A 13,719-nucleotide genomic window follows, 5' to 3' on the forward strand; every position below is an offset into this window, starting at 1 on the left:
CATGAAAGTAGTTTTCCGAGCCGATGCCTCGCTGCAAATGGGGAGCGGGCATGTTATGCGCTGCCTGACGTTGGCTGAAGCCCTAAGAGATGAGGGAGCTGAATGCTATTTCATTTGCCGAGAACATTCGGGAAATTTACTTGACTTCATTCGTGATAAAAATTTTCAGGCGTTTGGACTAGCTCCAATAACTGATGAGAGTTACATCCATAGCCCGGTTTCGAGGGGGGATGGGCTAAGACACTCAAATTGGCTAGGAACGACTCAATTACAGGATGCTGAAGAATGTGAAAACCTTCTTAAAGTATTGAGACCCCATTGGCTAGTGGTGGATCACTATGCCTTGGATATACAATGGGAAAAAACACTACAGGGAAACTTCAAAGAGCTTTTAGTCATCGATGATCTGGCCGATCGCAAGCATATTTGTAGCTTGCTTCTTGATCAGAATCTTGGCCGTACCGAGCAAGACTACAGAGGCCTAGTACCCCATAACTGCCGAATACTGGTCGGCCCAAAGTTTGCGCTTCTAAGACCCGAATTTTCACGTCTGCGAAGTAAAAGCTTAGTAAGACGTGGATCATCAACACTCCAGCATCTTTTGATCACAATGGGCGGGATGGACCAAACGAACGCAACCTGTACTGTTTTGCAGGCCTTGAAGACCTGCTCGTTACCTGACAATTGTCACATCAGCGTAGTCATGGGACTTAAGGCACCTTATTTGACATTGGTAAAAGACATAGCGGCCACTATGCCATGGCCAACCTCAGTGTTGGTTAACGTTGTTGATATGGCCGAACGCATGGCTAGCGCAGACCTCATTATTGGTGCGGCTGGAGGCACCTCTTGGGAGCGATCATGCTTGGGGGTTCCGACAATTCTGTTGATTTTGGCAGCTAACCAGGAACCTGGGGCAAAGGCGCTTCTGCATTCGGGTAGTGTCATTCTTATTGAAAACGTATTTGACATCACCATCCGCTTGCCTCCAACCATAGAGGCCTTGACACACGGAGGCGCCTTAATGGAGCTGAGCAACAAGGCGCGCCATGTCTGTGACGGGTTAGGTGTTGAGCGAGTACTGAAAAACATGAGCTATAACAATGGATAATTTGGAGCAAACTCATTTATCAGTGCGTACTATGACGACAGATGATTTGCAGGCGGTCCTTGCTTGGCGAAATCATCCAGACATTCGTCGTTATATGTACACTCAGCATGAAATTTCATTGGAAGAGCACTGTGCCTGGTTCAATCGAGCCTCTAGCGATCCCAATAAACATTTGTTGATTTTTGAAATGAATGGCATTTCCCGCGGCTTTATAAACTTCACCGAGCACCCGTCTTCCCGAGTCGCCGATTGGGGCTTCTATGTTGCGCCCCGAGCAGAAAAAGGTACAGGAAGGCAGCTGGGGGAGGCGGCTTTGGAATACGCTTTCCACTTTCTTAATCTTCATAAAGTATGTGGACAGGCATTGAATTTTAATGAGCGCTCCATCAGGTTTCATCGAAGCCTGGGATTTCAGCAGGAAGGGACTCTGCGCGACCAGCACTACGACGGAGAGCATTATCATGCCGTCATATGTTTTGGATTGTTAAGCACTGAATGGCGATCAAGAAATGGGAATTAATAGCATGCCGAACTCATGTATTAACATCGCTGGCAGGAAGATTGGTGTAAATGAACCGCCCTATATCATAGCTGAACTATCTGCCAATCATAATGGAAAGTTTGAAACCGCCAAGCGAATCATGGAGGAGGCAAAAAAGGCCGGCGCTGACGCGATCAAGTTGCAGACGTATACAGCCGATACCATTACATTGAAGTCTGATTCAGATGAGTTCCGGATCAGCGGCGGGTTATGGGATGGACGAACGTTATATGACTTGTACGAAGAGGCACACATGCCTTGGGAGTGGCACGCCCCACTTTTTGATTATGCACGAAAGTTGGGTATCACGATTTTCAGTTCGCCCTTCGATAGGACGGCAGTCGATCTGCTGGAAGGATTAAACGCCCCTGCTTATAAAATCGCATCGTTTGAAGCGATTGATTTGCCTCTCATCAAATATGTCGCCAGTACGGGGAAACCCATGATTATTTCCACTGGCATGGCTGATGCCGAGGAAATAGAGGAGGCCATTGTGGCGGCCCGTGAGGGTGGTTGTAAGGAGTTGGCGATACTTCACTGCGTCAGTGGTTATCCTGCTCCTGCGCATGACTATAATTTGCGAACGATACCCGACATGATCCGGCGACACGGGTTGGTGACGGGGTTGTCCGATCATACATTAGATAACACTACTGCTATTACGAGCGTAGCGTTGGGTGCATCAATCATTGAAAAACACTTCACACTTGACCGGAATGGTGGTGGGCCCGATGACAGTTTCTCACTCGAACCCTCGGAGTTGATGGCCTTATGTCAGGATAGCAAAACGGCATGGGCAGCGTTGGGCAGGGTTGATTACGGTAGAAAATCAAGCGAGCAGGGAAACGTGCAGTTTCGGCGTTCGTTATATTTTGTCAAATCCTTGAAGGCAGGTGATGTTATTACGGCCGACTCGGTTAGAAGCGTGAGGCCAGGGTTTGGTGTGCCTCCTAAATTCATGGACAGTGTTGTTGGTAGTGTGTTGATCAGGGATGTAGCGGAAAACACTCCTGTAAAAATGGACGATTTCTATGGCAGATAAGAAGCAAATAAGGGCCGTCCTCGGTCGTTTGCCGCTGATGCTTCAGCTCTTCTGTGCGCACTTGATTTTTGGTTTTGAATCTGTTGTGCAGCGGCGGCGGGCAGCCAGATTAAAGCGAATGGGGATGTCCGAGTTTGTTATTCCCGTGAATGAATTTGACTCTTCCCGAGTTTGTCATATCCTTGCCTCAGGTTGGAGTTTGAATCACTCCTTTGACAGTATCGATCGTGCGAATGCATTTGTCATCGGGTTCAATTTTTCTTTTTTGAAGTGCAAGGACCCGGACTTGCACTTCGTAGAAAATGCCTCCGTCAAAAATTTGCGTTTTTTTGTCAATACCTACCAAATGCATTTCGCTCTGGAAAAATTTAATGTTTTTTCCAATTCAAAAGTTGTTTTCAAGAATTTATCGGAGCTTAAGAATTCGATCGGTCTGATTGGTATGCTTTACTCAGGCAAGGCGCTATTTATCAAGGATCGGCATTTCCGGATTTTTGGTAGCAAGGGAGTCGCTCCTGTGGTGGCTCAGATGTGTGCAGACTCCCGACATCTGCCCCAGGCTGTCTCCAGTGTTGTTGGCTTGGTTATATTGGCCAAGACCATGGGCTTCAAGAAAATTATCGTTCATGGTCTAGACTTTCAAGGACCGCACTTTTATGGTGCCGATGCTTCCGAGGTAATTTTCAATAATGCGGAGCTCCCTCAACCATTGACGTTGGATGAGGCAGGGGTCGAGTTGCATAAAACCGCTGTCGGTGAAAATGGCGTTGGTGTAATGCCGGTCATTCAAGCATTAAAGGAAGAACTAAAGAAATACGATGTTGAAGTGTTGGCAGCCAGTCGGCTGTCTCCGTCGGCCAAAGTCTTGGGGTGGGTTTAGCCTGAATGATAAATGGACTGTTTCTTGTAAAGGTGACTGAGTGACCGCTGTCCTTCAAGGTAGCGCATTTTTGTGTGCGTGCATGTACATCGTTTTTTCTGCATTGGCCTTTTTTTATGGGGCGATCGACTACCGTACCGGAGCGGTGGCCGTTGGAGGGGCGGTATTCGCTGTCATGTTATCGGTTTCCCGAGGACGAAACGGCTTAGCTTTCTTTTCTATGCAGCTTTTGCTTGTCTGTTTGTTCGCGTTCTCATTGTTTAACTATGATTGGTCTGAGTACCGGAGTATTTTCACGGTTTTTGTTTTTGTTTCAGGGCTTGGTATTGCCTGGTATGCGGTAGAGTGTCGTAAGACGGCAATGTTCTTCGAATATCCCTTTCTGATGTTTTTGGCTGCTACGGTTTGGCTGATTGTGGCTGAAGGTTATGGGCCAACTGAATTTAATAAGGTTTTAACTGGATCAAGTCGGAACGTGTATTCGGGCATTCTGCTGGCGCTCGCAAGTGGTTATATTTTTTCTCGGGAGCTTCGGGGTAAACCTGTTTCCGTCACGTTGCTTTTTTTAGTGTTTTTGATAAGTATTCCCTTGTACAGCCGTAATGGGCTGTTTGTTTCGTTTGTGCTGTTGTTGTGTGCGTTGTGGCGTAAAAACGCTTTTGTCGTTCTGGCTATGGGATTGATCGGTGCCATAGTTTTGGTTTTTGGTTGGGAGTATTTTTATGATCTTTTGCAGTCGCAGACGAATTTAACAGCGGGGTTGGAGAGTGAGAGGTATCTCATTGCCCAAGATTATTTTGCCCATCTGGATCCTATCAGCTTTTTTGCGGGTGTGGATTTAACAGGTGTGCCGATGGTCGAGTCTTTTGGGGGCAACCCTCATAGCGCATTCCTTCGATTGCATTCCTTTTTTGGTGTTTCAATATTTTTTCTGATTTTTATTGCCGGTTGGTCTCTCATAGCCTTGCTGGCTGATGAAAGGTATTTTTTGGCGATTGTTCTCTTGCTGTATTTGTTTCGTGCTGCGTTTGATATATTTTACTTGTTTAATCTGATGGATTTTCTGGTTTTTCCGTTGGTTTTTTATTGGTATTTCAAACGCTTCATACCCCGTTTCGGAAGGGCGGCGGAATCACCCCCTTCGTATGGTTAGGTGGACAGGCTGGTGTTTTTAGGATTTACAAAAATGACTGGGAGTGTAGGTATATGAAGAAGGCTCTAATCACCGGGGTTACCGGTCAGGATGGCTCGTATTTGGCGGAGCTGTTACTCGAAAAAGGCTACGAGGTCCACGGTATCAAGCGCCGGGCGTCGTCCTTTAATACCCAGCGCGTCGATCATATCTATCAGGATCCACACGTCGATAACCGCAATTTTGTCCTCCATTACGGCGATTTGAGCGACTCATCCAACCTGACTCGGATCATTCAGGAAGTTCAGCCGGATGAGGTCTACAACCTTGGGGCTCAATCTCACGTTGCGGTGAGTTTCGAGTCTCCCGAATACACGGCTGATGTTGACGCAATGGGAACGTTGCGGATACTTGAAGCTATCCGTTTGCTGGGCTTGGAGAAGAAGACCCGTTTTTATCAGGCTTCGACTTCTGAATTGTATGGTTTGGTCCAGGAGATTCCCCAAAAGGAGACGACGCCTTTCTACCCGCGCTCTCCCTATGCGGTGGCGAAGCTATATGCCTACTGGATTACCGTGAATTATCGCGAAGCCTACGGCATGTACGCTTGTAACGGGATCCTGTTCAATCATGAATCTCCACGTCGCGGCGAGACATTTGTAACGCGCAAGATCACCCGGGCCCTGGCAAACATCTCCCAAGGACTGGAAAAATGCCTCTTCCTGGGCAATATGGATGCGCTGCGGGACTGGGGGCATGCCAAGGATTATGTGCGCATGCAATGGATGATGTTGCAGCAAGAGCATCCAGAGGATTATGTGATCGCTACGGGCGTTCAATACTCCGTACGGGAGTTCGTGCGCTGGTCTGCTGCTGAATTGGGTATCACACTGCGCTTTGAAGGCGAAGGTGTGGAAGAACGTGCCGTCGTTGAGCGTATCGACGGTCAGTTGGCTCCGGCGTTGAGTGTTGGAGATGTTATCGTTCGCGTGGACGCACGTTACTTCCGGCCTGCTGAGGTGGAAACGCTGTTGGGCGACCCAAGCAAAGCCAAGAAGAACCTGGGCTGGGTGCCGGAAATCACCGTACAGGAGATGTGTGCGGAAATGGTCAGGGAAGACCTCAAGGCGGCTCAGCGTCATGCTTTGCTCAAACAGTACGGCCACGATGTCCCGGTCGCCTTGGAGAATTAATAATGTCCCGCGAATTGAACCAGACCATTTTCGTTGCCGGCCATCGAGGCATGGTGGGCTCGGCCATCGTGCGTCGGCTCCAGGCTCTTGGCTATCGTTCCGTTCTTTGTGCCAGCCGTGACGAATTAGACTTGCTGGATCAACAGGCGGTACGGGCTTTTTTCGCGCGAAATCAAATTGATCAAGTGTATCTGGCGGCAGCCAAGGTAGGGGGGATTCATGCCAACAACACGTTTCCCGCGGACTTCATCTACGACAATTTGATGATTCAAGCTAACGTGATTCGGGCGGCGCATGATTCGGACGTGCAGAGGCTGCTGTTCCTAGGCTCCTCCTGCATATATCCCAAGCAGGCGGTACAACCGATGAAAGAAGAGGCGTTGCTTACCGGCGTCCTTGAATCGACCAACGAGCCGTATGCGATCGCCAAGATTGCCGGGATCAAGTTGTGCGAGAGCTATAATCGCCAGCATGGCCGCGATTATCGCAGCGTCATGCCAACCAATCTATATGGGCCGCATGACAACTATCATCCGGAAAATAGCCATGTGATCCCGGCTCTGCTTCGTCGTTTTCATGAAGCAGTGCAGACAGACCAGGCGGAAGTGGTTATCTGGGGAAGTGGCAACCCGATGCGCGAATTTCTTCACGTCGACGATATGGCGGCGGCCAGTGTGCACGTGATGGAACTTGATGGCGCCACCTATCAGGCCAACACCCAGCCTATGCTGTCTCATATCAATGTGGGGACAGGCAAGGACTGTACAATACGCGAGCTTGCGCAAACCATCGCCAAAGTCACTGGGTTTAAGGGGCGATTGTCGTTCGATGCCAGCAAGCCTGATGGCACACCCCGTAAATTGATGGATGTCTCCCGGCTTCGCGCGCTGGGATGGCAATCGTCGATTGAGCTGGAAGAGGGGTTGAGTGATGCGTATCAATGGTTTGTAGAGCATCGTCTGGAAGCCAGACATTGATTTTGTCTAAGTACGTTTTTACGGCCTGTCGCGCCGTAAGCCTATGAATAAAAAATTTAATGGCCAACCTCGATAGCAGCAGTACAGGACGATCTTGAATGTTTCTTCCGGTCATCATGGCAGGGGGGGCGGGGTCTCGCCTCTGGCCCTTGTCTCGCCAGCTCAATCCCAAGCAGTTTCTTCCTTTGGTGGATGCTGGGCAATCGTTACTCCAATCGACAATCAAGCGGTTGGAAGGGCTCGATCATCATTTGCCCATACTGATTTGCAATGAACAGCATCGCTTTCTTGCGGCCGAGCAACTGCGGCAGCTTGAAATGGAGCAAGCTCGTATTCTGCTCGAACCGGTGGGGCGGAATACCGCACCGGCTATCGCGCTGGCAGCATTACAAGCCACGGTTTCGGGGGCGGATCCAGTCCTGTTGGTTCTTGCGGCGGACCATCTTGTTCAAGACGTTGGAGCGTTCCACACAAGTATCGAACGCGCCTTGGCGCTGGCTGAGGGGGGGAAGCTGGTGACGTTCGCAATCGTCCCCACTCACCCGGAAACCGGTTTTGGTTATCTGGAAAGGGGCCAGGCACTTGGCAACGGTGGTTATGTTGTCAATCGCTTCGTGGAGAAACCCGATTCAGCGGCTGCTCAAAAATATCTGGAAAGTGGAGAGTATTTTTGGAATAGCGGCATGTTCATGTTCCGGGCTAGCCGCTATTTAGAAGAGTTGGAGCGTTTTGCTCCCGATATTCTGCATGCTTGCCGTGCCTCTTTTGCCAGTGCTCAAGAGGATATGCACTTTACACGCGTCAATGCTCAGGCCTTTGCAGCATGCCCTGAAAACTCAATTGACTATGCTGTGATGGAACGCACTTCGGATGCTGTGATGGTGCCGTTGGACGCCGGATGGAATGATGTGGGGTCTTGGTCCGCACTTTGGGATACCGCAGAAAAAGATGCCCATGGCAATGTTCTTAAAGGTGACGTGATCACGGAGCGTACCAGCAGCAGCTATGTACATGCTACCCATCGACTTGTGGCGACAATCGGGGTTGATGACCTGGTGATCGTTGAAACCAAAGACGCGGTGCTTGTCGCCCATAAGGGGGACGTACAGGACGTCAAGAAAATCGTCGATCAGTTGAAAAGCTGCAAGCGTCCCGAGTATGCCAATCATCGTGAAGTCTATCGTCCATGGGGTGTTTACGACTCTATCGATAATGGACCGCGTTATCAGGTCAAACGTATTACAGTTAATCCCGGTGCCAAGTTGTCGGTACAAATGCACCACCATCGGGCGGAACACTGGATAGTGGTGAGCGGAACGGCGCAGGTAACCAACGGAGATAAAACTTATCTGGTTACGGAGAACCAGTCAACTTACATTCCCGTTGGTCAAGTTCATGCCCTTGAGAATCCTGGTGTGATCCCTTTGGAGTTGATTGAAGTCCAGTCGGGTACCTACCTGGGGGAGGATGACATTGTCCGTTTTGAAGATAGATACGGTCGGGTAAAGGAATGATGGTTTGAAAATTTCGATTATTACTGTTTCCTATAACAGTGCAGCCACCATTCGCGACACGATAGAGTCAGTCTTGTCGCAGCGGTACGAAGACATCGAGTACATCATTGTCGATGGGGCCTCCAAAGACTCAACCATGGCTATTGTCAACGAGTACAGTGATCGAATCGCGAAAATCGTCAGTGAGCCAGATAAAGGTATTTATGATGCCATGAACAAGGGCATTTCACTGGCGAGCGGTGATGTTATTGGTATTCTCAATTCAGATGATTTTTTTGAATCGAGCGACGCCGTTGGCGCGGTAGTTGAATGTTTCAATTCCTCACCGGAAAGCCAGCTTGTGTTCGGTGATATCGTTTTTGTCAACGCTGAGGATTTGGGCACGGTAACTCGGTTCTATAGCGCAGGTCATTTTCGTCCCTGGAAGCTTCGTTTTGGTTGGATGCCGCCTCATCCCGCGACGTTTGTTCGAGCCGATGCATACAAGGCGGTAGGGCCTTATTCGGTAAAATATAAAATATCTGCGGATTATGAGATGTTCGTTCGGCTGCTGCTGGTTCATAAGTTTGCATTTGCGAGGCTTGATCGGGTTCTGGTTCGTATGCGGGCTGGCGGCGTGAGTACTTCCGGTGTGAAGAGCAGTCTTCATCTGAACAAGGAGATCGTTCAAGCATGTCGCCGCAATGGTGTTTATACCAATTTGCTTATGGTCCTGAGCAAGATTCCGTTCAAGTTGTTTGAATACATTAAGCGTCCTGCAGGGTCTTCCCGATGACTCGAGTGTTGGTGACAGGTGCGAGTGGATTTGTTGGGACTGCCTTGGTTGATAAGATCAAATGCGATAAGCATTTTGAGCTCAGTGCCTCGGTTCGTGATGCGCGACAGCTCTCGGGTGTCCTGACGCACCAGATACCGGATCTTGCCGCTGAAACTTCATGGGCCGCGGCCCTTGAAGGAGTAGATATAGTTATCCACACCGCTGCACGTGTGCATGTCATGCGCGATGCTTCGACTGATCCACTGGCGGATTTCAGAAAGATTAATGTCGACGGCACTCTGAATCTCGCACGCCAGGCTGCCGCTTCAGGTGTACGACGATTTATTTTTCTCAGTTCAATCAAGGTTAACGGAGAAAGCACTGCGCTGGGCCAGCCTTTCAAACCGGATGATATTCCTTGTCCGCTGGACCCTTATGGTGTTTCCAAGATGGAGGCTGAAAAAGCGCTGCTGACACTGGCGGAGCAAAGTGACATGGAAGTGGTAATTATCCGCCCGGTTCTGGTTTATGGTCCAGGTGTCAAAGCCAATTTCCTGAATATGATGCGTTGGCTCAGTAAAGGAATACCGTTGCCTTTGGGAGCTATTCATAATGCCCGAAGCCTGGTAGGTATCGACAATCTGGTTGATTTGATCGTGACGTGCGTAAGTCACCCCGCTGCGGCTAATCAGATTTTCTTGGTCAGCGATGGGGAAGACTTATCCACTACCCAGCTTTTAGTACGGATTTCGAGAGCGCTTAAAAAACCTTCGCGCTTGGTTCCTGTTCCATCCTGGATACTCGACTTCGCTGCGCGATTGGCTGGGAAAGGAGACTTTTCCAAGCGTTTGTGCGGTTCGCTTCAGGTCGATATCAGTAAAACTCGTAAATTGTTGGGCTGGGCTCCTGTCACTAGCGTCGATCAAGGATTGGCAGACACGGTGAGCTTTTTCTTGAAGCAGGGTAAATAATGGTCTCGCAAGGTTTACTGGTTGTTGTGGTCGTTTCATTTCTCACAACATGGCTACTGCGCCGTTATGCGTTGTCCAGAAGCATTATCGATATCCCCAACGCTCGCAGTTCACACACCGTCCCAACTCCTCGTGGCGGAGGCGTAGCCATTGTTCTCAGCTTCCTTGCGGCTCTGCCCGTATTGGCAGCCAGTGGGTTCCTGACGGGGGCAACCCTATGGGCAATGCTGGGGGCAGGAGCAGGGATCGCTGTGTTGGGATTTCTTGATGACCATGGGCATATCGCTGCTCGGTGGCGATTGCTGGGGCATTTTGCGGCATCAATATGGGCGTTGTACTGGCTGGGCGGCTTGCCGGCTATCTCTTTGTTCGGACTGGAGCTGAATTTAGCTTGGCTTGGCCACGTTCTGGCGGTGTTCTACCTGGTGTGGTTGCTTAACCTCTATAACTTCATGGATGGAATCGACGGAATCGCCAGCGTTGAAGCGATTTGCGCTTGCCTTGGGGCTTGCCTGCTTTATTGGTTAGGTGATTTTGAAACGCTGATCGTGACTCCGTTGGTGCTCGCAATGGCTGTCGGAGGTTTCCTGTATTGGAACTTTCCTCCCGCACGTATCTTTATGGGCGACGCGGGAAGTGGGTTCCTCGGTATTATCCTGGGCTTGTTGTCACTGCAGGCCGCCTGGGTTTCATCCAAGCTTCTTTGGGTCTGGCTGATTTTGCTGGGTGTTTTTATTGTCGATGCTACCGTGACCTTGATCCGTCGTCTCTTGCGGGGCGATAAGGTCTATGAAGCTCACCGCAGTCATGCTTATCAATTTGCCTCGCGCCGGTATGGCAGGCATTTGCCGGTGACGCTCGCGGTGGCGGCGATCAATGTGTTATGGCTCTTGCCTCTGGCGGCGGCTGTGGTTTTGTTGGACATGGATGGCGCGTTGGCTTTGGTAGTTGCCTACGTACCTTTGGTGTTGCTGGCCATCAAGTTTCATGCGGGTGAACTCGAGAAAGCCTGACTCCAGGCAAGGGTCGCGCTTTTCGCTTTTCGAGTGTCCAACGGTCAATGATGTGACAGCGTATATTGGGTAATGGACCGTTTTCAGGAGCAGGCCAAGGTGCATGAAGGGGTTATGGATAAGATAAGAACGGCATTGTTGGGATTGCCAAGGCGTCATAAGCGTGCGATCCAGGTGGCAACGGATGTGTTTCTGGTCTGGGGCGCCTTATGGCTGGCGTTTGTCGTTCGTTTGGGCGTCGAGGCGTTGGCCAGCCCGATCGAGACGCATTTATGGCTTTTCGGCTCAGCGCCACTGATCGCCATTCCGATCTTTATCCGCTTTGGGATGTATCGCGCCGTCATGCGCTATTTCGGTAATGACGCGTTAATCACCATCTGTAAGGCGGTCAGTCTCTCTGCCTTGCTGTTGGCGCTCGTAGTGTATTGGTACAGCAATCACACGAACGTTGTGCCACGCTCCATCATTTTCAACTATTGGTGGCTCAGCCTCATCATGATCGGGGGGTTGCGCTTGATGATGCGGCAGTACTTCCTGGGCGACTGGTTTACGGCTGCCCAGCATGTGCCGTTTGCCAGCCGAGACGACGGGCTGCATAAAGTCGCTATTTATGGTGCAGGGGCCGCAGGTAACCAACTCGTAGCCGCTTTGCGCATGGGGCGGGTGATGCGGCCTGTCGCGTTTATTGACGATGATCGCAGCATTGCAGACCGGGTCATTGCGGGATTGCAGGTCTACCAGCCCAAACATATTCAGAAAATGATCGATGAGACCGGTGCGCAGGAGATCCTACTGGCGATCCCTTCGTCATCACGGGGGCGCCGTCGAGAGATCCTCACGTTGCTCGAAGGCTTTCCGCTGCACGTACGCAGTGTCCCCGGCTTCATGGATCTAGCGAGCGGTCGGGTCAAGGTGGACGACATCCAGGAAGTGGATGTGGCAGATCTTCTGGGGCGTGATCCGGTACCTGCGCAAGCCGATTTGCTTGAGCACTGCATCGCAGGACAGGCGGTTCTGGTGACCGGAGCAGGGGGATCGATCGGTTCGGAGCTTTGTCGGCAGATCCTGGCTCTCAAACCTACGACATTGCTGCTATACGAACACAGCGAATTCAATCTCTACAATATTCTTTCCGAACTTGAACCTCGAGTCGCTCGAGAGTCGTTATCCGTTCGTTTGTTGCCTATCCTGGGTTCGGTGCGGAATCAGGAAAAGTTGCTGGATGTGATGAAGACTTGGAGTGTCGACACGGTCTATCATGCCGCCGCTTACAAGCACGTACCGATGGTCGAGCACAATATTGCGGAGGGTGTATTAAATAATGTGATCGGAACGCTGAACACCGCACAGGCCGCTTTGCAGGCGGGAGTGTCGAATTTCGTTCTGATTTCAACGGACAAGGCTGTGCGTCCCACCAACGTGATGGGTAGTACCAAGCGGCTTGCCGAACTCACTTTACAGGCCCTCAGCCACGAACTGGCCCCTGTGCTGTTCGGGGATAAGTCCAACGTCTCGCGTGTCAATAAGACCCGCTTCACAATGGTGCGGTTCGGTAACGTATTAGGCTCGTCTGGTTCTGTTATTCCTTTGTTTCATAAACAAATCAAATCCGGTGGGCCGCTGACTGTCACTCATCCCAAGATCACACGCTATTTCATGACCATTCCTGAAGCCGCTCAGTTGGTCATTCAGGCCGGCTCCATGGGGCTGGGTGGTGATGTTTTCGTATTGGACATGGGTGAGCCAGTAAAGATTGTCGAACTGGCGGAAAAGATGATCCATCTGTCGGGCCTGAGTGTGCGATCAGATAAAAACCCTCACGGAGACATCGCTATCGAGTTCACAGGCTTGCGCCCTGGCGAGAAGCTTTACGAGGAGTTGCTGATAGGCGACAACGTGGTAGCGACACCGCATCCTATGATCATGAGTGCCAACGAAGATCATCTGCCCTGGGATGTGCTGAAGGCCAAGCTGGCGGAGTTGCTGGCAGCCATAGAGCATGATGACTATGCAAGAGTCCGGCAGCTGCTTCGGGACACCGTCAGTGGTTACGCCCCGGACGGCGAGATTGTCGACTGGATCTACCAGCAACGTCGCCTCGAACCTTGATTGTTACATATGCTGTAACGTAGACGCTTTTGACAGCGGCCCATCATCGCCTAGATTTCAGAGGCAGCTTCGGAAAAGCTGCTTCTCTCTTAACGATGTCATGGAGCGTCACTTATGCGTATAGGCTATTTCTACTCCCTGGTTTTTGCCCTTCTGACCAGCGCTTCCATAGCCGCCATTGCTGCGCCTACGGCCAAGCCCGAGACGATAGCCACGCCGCACGCATCGGAGGTTTCAGTAAAACCTCAAAGTGCCAAGGTGGATCTCAACGTAGCGGATGCCGCGACGTTGCAACGGGAGCTGGCGGGAATAGGCAAATCCAAGGCCGAGGCGATTGTTGCGTATCGTGAAAGTAATGGGGGCTTTTCGTCGGTAGATGAACTGCTTGAGGTCAAGGGGATTGGCAAGGCGATTCTGGACAGAAATCGTGACAAGTTGGAAGTTAACTGAGTGTGATGTTGAAGAGGCCGGTCGAACCT

13 protein-coding genes are annotated in these 13,719 nt (G+C 50.7%); all 13 read left to right on the forward strand.

The genetic code is table 11. The features are described 5' to 3' along the window. Position 1 precedes the first annotated feature (1 nt). Positions 2 to 1,111 (forward strand): UDP-2,4-diacetamido-2,4,6-trideoxy-beta-L-altropyranose hydrolase, encoded by a 1,110-nt coding sequence (gene pseG, locus AD666_RS18650; RefSeq protein WP_053155397.1) that lies wholly within the window; start codon positions 2 to 4, stop codon positions 1,109 to 1,111. Then, positions 1,104 to 1,631, forward strand: a complete 528-nt coding sequence (gene pseH / locus AD666_RS26155) for a UDP-4-amino-4,6-dideoxy-N-acetyl-beta-L-altrosamine N-acetyltransferase (RefSeq protein WP_256222705.1) — start codon at positions 1,104 to 1,106, stop codon at positions 1,629 to 1,631. The genes pseG and pseH overlap by 8 nt, the downstream gene beginning before the upstream one ends. Positions 1,632 to 1,635: 4 nt before the next feature. Next, positions 1,636 to 2,694, forward strand: coding sequence for a pseudaminic acid synthase (gene pseI / locus AD666_RS18660; RefSeq protein WP_053155399.1), 1,059 nt, complete (start codon positions 1,636 to 1,638; stop codon positions 2,692 to 2,694). Next, positions 2,684 to 3,574, forward strand: a complete 891-nt coding sequence (locus AD666_RS18665) for a hypothetical protein (RefSeq protein ID WP_053155095.1) — start codon at positions 2,684 to 2,686, stop codon at positions 3,572 to 3,574. Before pseI ends, AD666_RS18665 begins: the two co-directional genes overlap by 11 nt. 40 nt (positions 3,575 to 3,614) lie before the next feature. Further along, on the forward strand, positions 3,615 to 4,727 hold the full coding sequence (locus AD666_RS18670) for a hypothetical protein (protein WP_156315961.1): 1,113 nt from the start codon (positions 3,615 to 3,617) through the stop codon (positions 4,725 to 4,727). A gap of 53 nt (positions 4,728 to 4,780) precedes the next feature. Next, positions 4,781 to 5,899 (forward strand): GDP-mannose 4,6-dehydratase, encoded by a 1,119-nt coding sequence (gmd, locus tag AD666_RS18675; RefSeq protein WP_053155099.1) that lies wholly within the window; start codon positions 4,781 to 4,783, stop codon positions 5,897 to 5,899. Between the two features lie 2 nt (positions 5,900 to 5,901). After that, positions 5,902 to 6,876 carry a GDP-L-fucose synthase gene (locus tag AD666_RS18680; RefSeq protein ID WP_053155101.1) on the forward strand — a complete coding sequence of 325 codons (975 nt, stop codon included), beginning with the start codon at positions 5,902 to 5,904 and terminating at the stop codon, positions 6,874 to 6,876. Between the two features lie 98 nt (positions 6,877 to 6,974). After that, the gene (locus tag AD666_RS18685) at positions 6,975 to 8,390 is read left to right on the forward strand and encodes a mannose-1-phosphate guanylyltransferase/mannose-6-phosphate isomerase (protein ID WP_053155103.1); all 1,416 of its coding nucleotides are present in this window, start codon (positions 6,975 to 6,977) and stop codon (positions 8,388 to 8,390) included. 4 nt (positions 8,391 to 8,394) lie between these two features. Beyond that, complete coding sequence (locus AD666_RS18690) at positions 8,395 to 9,165, forward strand: glycosyltransferase family 2 protein (RefSeq protein WP_053155105.1); 771 nt, start codon at positions 8,395 to 8,397, stop codon at positions 9,163 to 9,165. Beyond that, positions 9,162 to 10,118, forward strand: a complete 957-nt coding sequence (locus AD666_RS18695; RefSeq protein ID WP_053155107.1) for an SDR family oxidoreductase — start codon at positions 9,162 to 9,164, stop codon at positions 10,116 to 10,118. Before AD666_RS18690 ends, AD666_RS18695 begins: the two co-directional genes overlap by 4 nt. Further along, positions 10,118 to 11,131, forward strand: coding sequence for a glycosyltransferase family 4 protein (locus AD666_RS18700; RefSeq protein ID WP_172679644.1), 1,014 nt, complete (start codon positions 10,118 to 10,120; stop codon positions 11,129 to 11,131). The genes AD666_RS18695 and AD666_RS18700 overlap by 1 nt, the downstream gene beginning before the upstream one ends. A 114-nt stretch (positions 11,132 to 11,245) precedes the next feature. Then, on the forward strand, positions 11,246 to 13,240 hold the full coding sequence (locus tag AD666_RS18705; protein WP_053155402.1) for a nucleoside-diphosphate sugar epimerase/dehydratase: 1,995 nt from the start codon (positions 11,246 to 11,248) through the stop codon (positions 13,238 to 13,240). A 114-nt stretch (positions 13,241 to 13,354) separates the two neighbouring features. Further along, on the forward strand, positions 13,355 to 13,690 hold the full coding sequence (locus AD666_RS18710) for a helix-hairpin-helix domain-containing protein (protein ID WP_053155111.1): 336 nt from the start codon (positions 13,355 to 13,357) through the stop codon (positions 13,688 to 13,690). The last annotated feature ends 29 nt before the right edge of the window (positions 13,691 to 13,719 follow it).

It is taken from the genome of Pseudomonas sp. Pf153 (assembly GCF_001269775.1).
Taxonomy (GTDB): domain Bacteria; phylum Pseudomonadota; class Gammaproteobacteria; order Pseudomonadales; family Pseudomonadaceae; genus Aquipseudomonas; species Aquipseudomonas uvaldensis.